At 67.4% G+C, this 5,629-nt stretch carries 5 protein-coding genes; 4 read left to right on the top strand and 1 reads right to left on the bottom strand.

Features of this window, described 5'->3' with window-relative positions; genetic code table 11:
* Positions 1–114 precede the first annotated feature (114 nt).
* Positions 115–1,197: an ABC transporter ATP-binding protein gene (locus tag ABGA94_RS12760; RefSeq protein ID WP_065179413.1), complete on the bottom strand. Its 1,083-nt coding sequence runs from the start codon at positions 1,195–1,197 to the stop codon at positions 115–117.
* 352 nt (positions 1,198–1,549) lie between these two features.
* Between ABGA94_RS12760 and zwf the strand changes: the two genes are divergently transcribed.
* From zwf to ABGA94_RS12740, 4 genes are all read left to right on the top strand, one after another.
* The gene (zwf, locus tag ABGA94_RS12755) at positions 1,550–2,986 is read left to right on the top strand and encodes a glucose-6-phosphate dehydrogenase (protein WP_005416129.1); all 1,437 of its coding nucleotides are present in this window, start codon (positions 1,550–1,552) and stop codon (positions 2,984–2,986) included.
* Positions 2,983–3,990: a glucokinase gene (glk, locus tag ABGA94_RS12750; protein ID WP_005416128.1), complete on the top strand. Its 1,008-nt coding sequence runs from the start codon at positions 2,983–2,985 to the stop codon at positions 3,988–3,990. The genes zwf and glk overlap by 4 nt, the downstream gene beginning before the upstream one ends.
* Complete coding sequence (gene pgl, locus ABGA94_RS12745; RefSeq protein ID WP_134955470.1) at positions 3,987–4,709, top strand: 6-phosphogluconolactonase; 723 nt, start codon at positions 3,987–3,989, stop codon at positions 4,707–4,709. The genes glk and pgl overlap by 4 nt, the downstream gene beginning before the upstream one ends.
* Before the next feature lie 58 nt (positions 4,710–4,767).
* On the top strand, positions 4,768–5,629 hold an 862-nt coding region (locus tag ABGA94_RS12740), incomplete at its 3' end, for a dihydroxy-acid dehydratase (RefSeq protein WP_375367447.1).

The raw sequence follows: 5,629 nt of genomic DNA, 5'->3' as shown, positions 1-5,629 counted from the left end.
AATCTGACGCGCCCTCATCCACGCATGGCGTGGATCTACTGACCGACCCGGTGGGTGCGGACCGTTGGTCCGCACTGCAACGAAGTAGCCGAGCATGGGCTCGGCTCTACAGAATCAGAGCCGCTCGCCGCTCTCTGCGTTGAAGAAATGCAGGCCCTGCGGGTGAATCGCCACGCGGATCTGCTCGCCCACTGCTGGCAGCGACTGTGGTGCCACGCGCATGGTCAGCGCGTGCTGGCCACTGCTCATGTTGACGAAGATCTCGTTGCCGACCGGTTCGATGCCTTCGATGCGCGCGGTGAATGCATGCGCATCATCGGCAGCCGCCGGCTGCAGGTGCTCCGGGCGCACGCCCACCGCGATCGGCTTCTGCAGCCATGCCGGATCGATCGTCGCCTGGCCCAGGGGGGCACGCCATTCGCCGTCGACCACGCTCACGCCGCCGGCATCGCCCTGCAGCGTGCCGCGCAGCACGTTCATCGCCGGGCTGCCGAGGAAACCGGCCACGAACAGGTTGGCCGGGCGGTCGTAGAGCGCCATCGGCGTATCGATCTGCTGGATGATGCCGTCCTTCAGCACCACGATGCGCTGGCCCAGGGTCATCGCTTCAACCTGGTCGTGCGTCACGTAGATCATGGTGGTGCCCAGCTTGCGGTGCAGCTGCGCGATCTCGGTGCGCACGCTGTGGCGCAGCTTGGCGTCGAGGTTGGACAGCGGCTCGTCGAGCAGGAACACCGCCGGCTCGCGCACCAGCGCCCGGCCCAGTGCCACGCGCTGACGCTGGCCACCGGACATCGCCTTGGGCAGCTTGTCCATCATCTCGGTCAGGCCCAGCGTCTGCGCGGCTTCGGCGATGCGCTTGTCGATGGTTGCCTTGTCATGCCCGCGCAGCTTCAGGCCGAAGGCCAGGTTCTCGGCCACGGTCATGTGCGGATACAACGCGTAGCTCTGGAACACCATGGCGATATCGCGATCCTTTGGCGCCACGTCGTTGACCACGCGATCACCAATGGTCAGCGTGCCACCGCTGATCTCTTCCAGGCCCGCCACCATCCGCAACAGGGTCGACTTGCCACAGCCGGACGGACCGACCAGCACCATCAGCTCGCCATCGGCGACCTCGAAGGTGGCGTCCTTCACCGCGACCTGGCCGTTGTCATAGACCTTGCGCACACCCTGCAACTGCACTTTTGCCATATCACCTATCCGGTCCGCCCGAAGCCGGGCTGTCTTTTGGGACTGCCTCGGCCCTCCCGATGGCAGTGATGATTGCGCGCCTGCCGCATGACGGCGAGCACTGCAATCGAATACAGTTGCCCATTCTGCCATGTAAACGTTTTCACGTGGCACTATCCGATGATCGGTGCGCACCGATCTGCGTCGGCGGTTGAACGAAGGTTCCGCCGAGGTAGTGGTTTCGAATGGAACGGTCTTCCGCAACCCCGGAGATCGCCCCTGACGAACCTCGGACAGGCAGTTGCGCGGATGTCCCCCGAACCCAGCCATGAAGCGATTGACAACGATGTCACCCGGATCTGAAACTCGAGCGATGCACGACACCCTCTTCCTGTTCGGTGCCACAGGTGATCTGGCCCAGCGCTACCTGTTCCCTTCGCTGCTTCGCCTGCTTGGCGACGGCCTGCTGCCGGAGGACTTCCGCATCCGCGCACTGGCCCTGTCCGGGCATGACACCGAAGCCTTCCATGACATCCTGCGGCCGCGCCTGCAGCAGGCCATGCCGATGGCCACGCAGGACGACATCGCTGCCCTGCTGCGCCGCATCGACTACCGTTCGGTGGACCTGCGCGACGTCGACTCGGTTGCCGCTGCGGTCTCCGACCTGGTGCACCGCAAGTGCGTCAGCTACCTCGCCATTCCGCCGGGCCTGTACATTTCCACCTGCGAAGGCCTGGCCAAGGGCGGCGCCCTCGCCGCGCCGGCACGCCTGATGCTGGAGAAGCCGATCGGCAGCGACAGCGAGAGCGCCGAGGAAATCATCAGCACCATCGGCCAGTGGATCGACGAGGACCGCGTGTTCCGCCTCGACCACTACCTGGGCAAGGCGGCAGTGCAGAACCTGATCGCGCTGCGCTTCGGCAATACGCTGCTGGAAGCGGTGTGGAACCGCAACTACATCGAATCGGTGCACATCCTGGTGGCCGAGAGCGAAGGCGTGGACGGCCGTGACGCCTACTACGCCCGCTCCGGCGCGCTGCGCGACATGGTGCAGAGCCACATCCTGCAGCTGCTGTGCATGGTGGCGATGGAGCCGCCGGCGTCGCTGGAAGCCGACCGCATCCGCGACGAGAAGGTCAAGGTGCTGCGCGCCCTTCGCCCGCTCGACGCGAAGCACGCCGCGCGTGACAGCATCCGCGGCCGCTACACCGCCGGCACCATCAACGGCCAGCCGGCGCAGGCTTACCAGCCGCCGGAAGGCAGCGACGTGGAAACCTTCGCCGGTGTCACCGCGCATATCGACAACTGGCGCTGGAGCGGCGTGCCGTTCCATCTGGTCACCGGCAAGCGCCTGCCCGAGCGCACCACCCGCGTGGTGGTCACGCTGAAGCCGGTCACCCATTGGCTGTTCGAGCGCCCGCAGCGCGCGCAGGCCGCACCGAACCGCCTGGTGTTCCAGCTGCAGCCGCAGGAAAACATCGAACTGGGCCTGATGAGCAGCCTGGCCGGCCCGGAATGGGGCGCGCTGGAACTGCATCCGCTGGAACTGGAACTGTCAGTGCCAACCGGCCTGCATCGCCGCATCGCTTACGAGCGCCTGTTCCTGGATGCCTTCAATGGCAATCACACGCTGTTCGTGCGCGACGACGAAGTGCGTGCAGCGTGGGCCTGGATCGACAGCGTCGCCGACGCGTGGAAGGACGCCAAGCTGCCGCTGGAGCCCTACCCCGCCGGCCAATGGGGCCCGAGCAATGCCGGCGAGTTCCTGCCGCAGGGCGTGGACGCACCGGACAGCGGAGCGTCGGCATGAGCGCCAGCTCGCAGCCGGTGCTGGTGGCCGACATCGGCGGCACCAACGCCCGCTTCGCCCTGGCCGATACCTCGCAGGACGCGCCGCTGCGGAAGGACAGCATCCGCGAATACGCGGTGGCGGAGTTCCCTTCGCTGGGTGATGCCGCGCGCCACCACCTGGAACAGATCGGCGCCAGCGCAAGCCGCGGCGTGTTCGCAGTGGCCGGTCGCGTTGATGGCGATGAAGCGCGCATCACCAACCATCCGTGGGTGATCTCGCGCAACCGCACCGCAGCGATGCTCGGTTTCGACGAACTGCACCTGATCAACGACTTTGCCGCACAGGCGATGGCGATCTCACTGCTGCAGCCCGAGGACGTGGTCCAGGTCGGCGGTGCCGCCTGGGTTCCGGGCAAGCCGGGCCAGCCGCGCAACTACGCAGTGATCGGGCCGGGTACCGGCCTCGGCGTGGGCGGCCTGATCATGCGCCACGGCCGCTGCTATCCCCTGGAAACCGAAGGCGGCCATGTCAGTTTCCCGCCGGGAACTCCGGAAGAGATCCGCATCCTCGAGATCCTGTCCGAACAGTTCGGCCGCGTCTCCAACGAGCGTCTGATCTGTGGCCCCGGCCTGGTCAACATCCACCGCGCCGTGTGCGAGATGGCCGGTATCGACCCGGGCCAGCTGCAGCCGGTGGACGTGACCGCCCGTGCCCTGCACGGTGATCCGCAGGCAATGCGCACCGTGGACGTGTTCTGCGCCGTGTTCGGCGCCATCGCCGGTGACCTGGTGCTCACCCAGGGCGCCTGGGATGGCGTGTTCCTGACCGGAGGCCTGACCCCGAAGATGCTCGATTCGCTGCAGCACTCCGGTTTCCGCCAGCGCTTCGAACACAAGGGCCGCTTCTCCTCGATCATGGCGCGCGTACCCTCGTTGGCGGTGATGCATCCCCACGCCGGACTGCTGGGCGCCGCCGCCTATGCCACCGACGCCGAACGTGACGCACCAGGAGTTGCCGCATGAACCCCAGCTTCCACGACAACCGCATCGAGTTCATCCAGCACGGCGACGCCGACGGCTGGATCGAAGCGGTGGCCGCTGAGATGGCACGCACCCTCAACCACGACATCAATGAAGTGGGCCGCGCCCGCATCCTGTTGTCCGGCGGCACCACGCCGGCCCCGGTCTACCAGGCACTGGCCGAGCTGGACGTGCACTGGGACCGGGTTGAAGTGAGCCTGGCCGACGAGCGCTGGCTGTCGCCGCAGGATCGCGACAGCAACGCCTGGCTGGTGCGCGAGCACCTGCTCAAGCGCACCGAGGGCGCCCACTTCGATCCGCTGGTACGGATCGGCAAGCCACTGCCCGAATGCGTGTACACCGCCAACCTGCAGGCGCAGCACAGCCAGCCGCCGAGCCTGGTAGCGCTGGGCATGGGCAACGACGGGCACACCGCCTCGCTGTTCCCTGGCTCGAAAGACCTCGCACGCGCACTGGAAAGCACCCTGCCCTATGCCGCGCTGGATGCCACCGGCTGCCCAGGCGCGAACCAGTGGCCGCTGCGCATCACGCTGACCCCGCACGGCCTGCGCCAGTGCCGCCAGCGCCTGCTGCTGCTGCGTGGCAAGCAGAAGCTGCAGGTACTGCGCCAGGCGCTGGACAGCAACGACGCCCAGCAGTACCCGATCCTCAATGCGATCAACCTGGAAGGCGCGCGCCTGCGCGTCCACTGGGCTGATTGATGTCGGCGGCGGCGCCGTGCCGCCGCTTGCCTCTCGCCACCATGAACGCCGGTAGCCAATGAGCCTCCATCCTCAACTGCAAGCCATCACTGAGCGCGTCATCCGCCGCAGCGCCGCCTCGCGCGCCGCCTATCTGGCCGCGATCGATGCCTCCCTGCGTGAGGGCCCGTTCCGCAGCCGCCTGAGTTGCGGCAACCTCGCCCACGGGTTCGCCGCCTGCGGCGGCACCGACAAGAGCCGCCTGCGCGGCGGCGTGACGCCGAACCTGGGCATCATCACCGCCTACAACGACATGCTGTCGGCCCACCAGCCGTTCGAGACCTATCCCGAACAGATCCGCGACATCGCCCGCGAGCTGGGCGCCACCGCACAGGTCGCCGGCGGCGTCCCTGCGATGTGCGACGGTGTCACCCAGGGCCGTGGTGGCATGGAGCTGTCGCTGTTCTCGCGCGATGTCATTGCCCAGGCCACGGCCATCGGCCTCAGCCATGACATGTTCGATACCACCGTCTACCTCGGCGTGTGCGACAAGATCGTGCCGGGCCTGCTGATCGGTGCGCTGGCCTTCGGCCATCTGCCGGCGGTGTTCGTACCGGCCGGCCCGATGACCCCGGGCATCCCGAACAAGCAGAAGGCCGAAGTGCGCGAGCGCTACGCCGCCGGTGAGGCCACCCGCGAAGAGCTGCTGGAAGCCGAGTCCGCGTCGTACCACGGTGCGGGCACCTGCACCTTCTACGGCACGGCCAACTCCAACCAGGTGCTGCTGGAAGCCATGGGCGTGCAGTTGCCGGGCGCATCGTTCGTCAATCCGGGCACGCCGCTGCGCGACGCCCTCACCCGCGAGGCAACCGAACGCGCGCTGGACATCACCGCACTGGGCGACGACTTCCGCCCGCTGGGCCGGATCATCGACGAGCGCG

The sequence above is a fragment of the Stenotrophomonas sp. 3diitr2024 genome, assembly GCF_042136455.1.
Taxonomy (GTDB): Bacteria; Pseudomonadota; Gammaproteobacteria; order Xanthomonadales; family Xanthomonadaceae; genus Stenotrophomonas; species Stenotrophomonas sepilia.
This window is presented reverse-complemented; position numbering and strand designations above follow the sequence as displayed.

What these genes read in the sequence shown, in the direction of transcription:
- ABGA94_RS12760 (WP_065179413.1), bottom strand. Translation starts at nt 1,197, where the DNA reads ATGGCAAAAGTGCAGTTGCAGGGTGTGCGCAAGGTCTATGACAACGGC.
- zwf (WP_005416129.1), top strand. Translation starts at nt 1,550, where the DNA reads ATGCACGACACCCTCTTCCTGTTCGGTGCCACAGGTGATCTGGCCCAG.
- glk (WP_005416128.1), top strand. Translation starts at nt 2,983, where the DNA reads ATGAGCGCCAGCTCGCAGCCGGTGCTGGTGGCCGACATCGGCGGCACC.
- pgl (WP_134955470.1), top strand. Translation starts at nt 3,987, where the DNA reads ATGAACCCCAGCTTCCACGACAACCGCATCGAGTTCATCCAGCACGGC.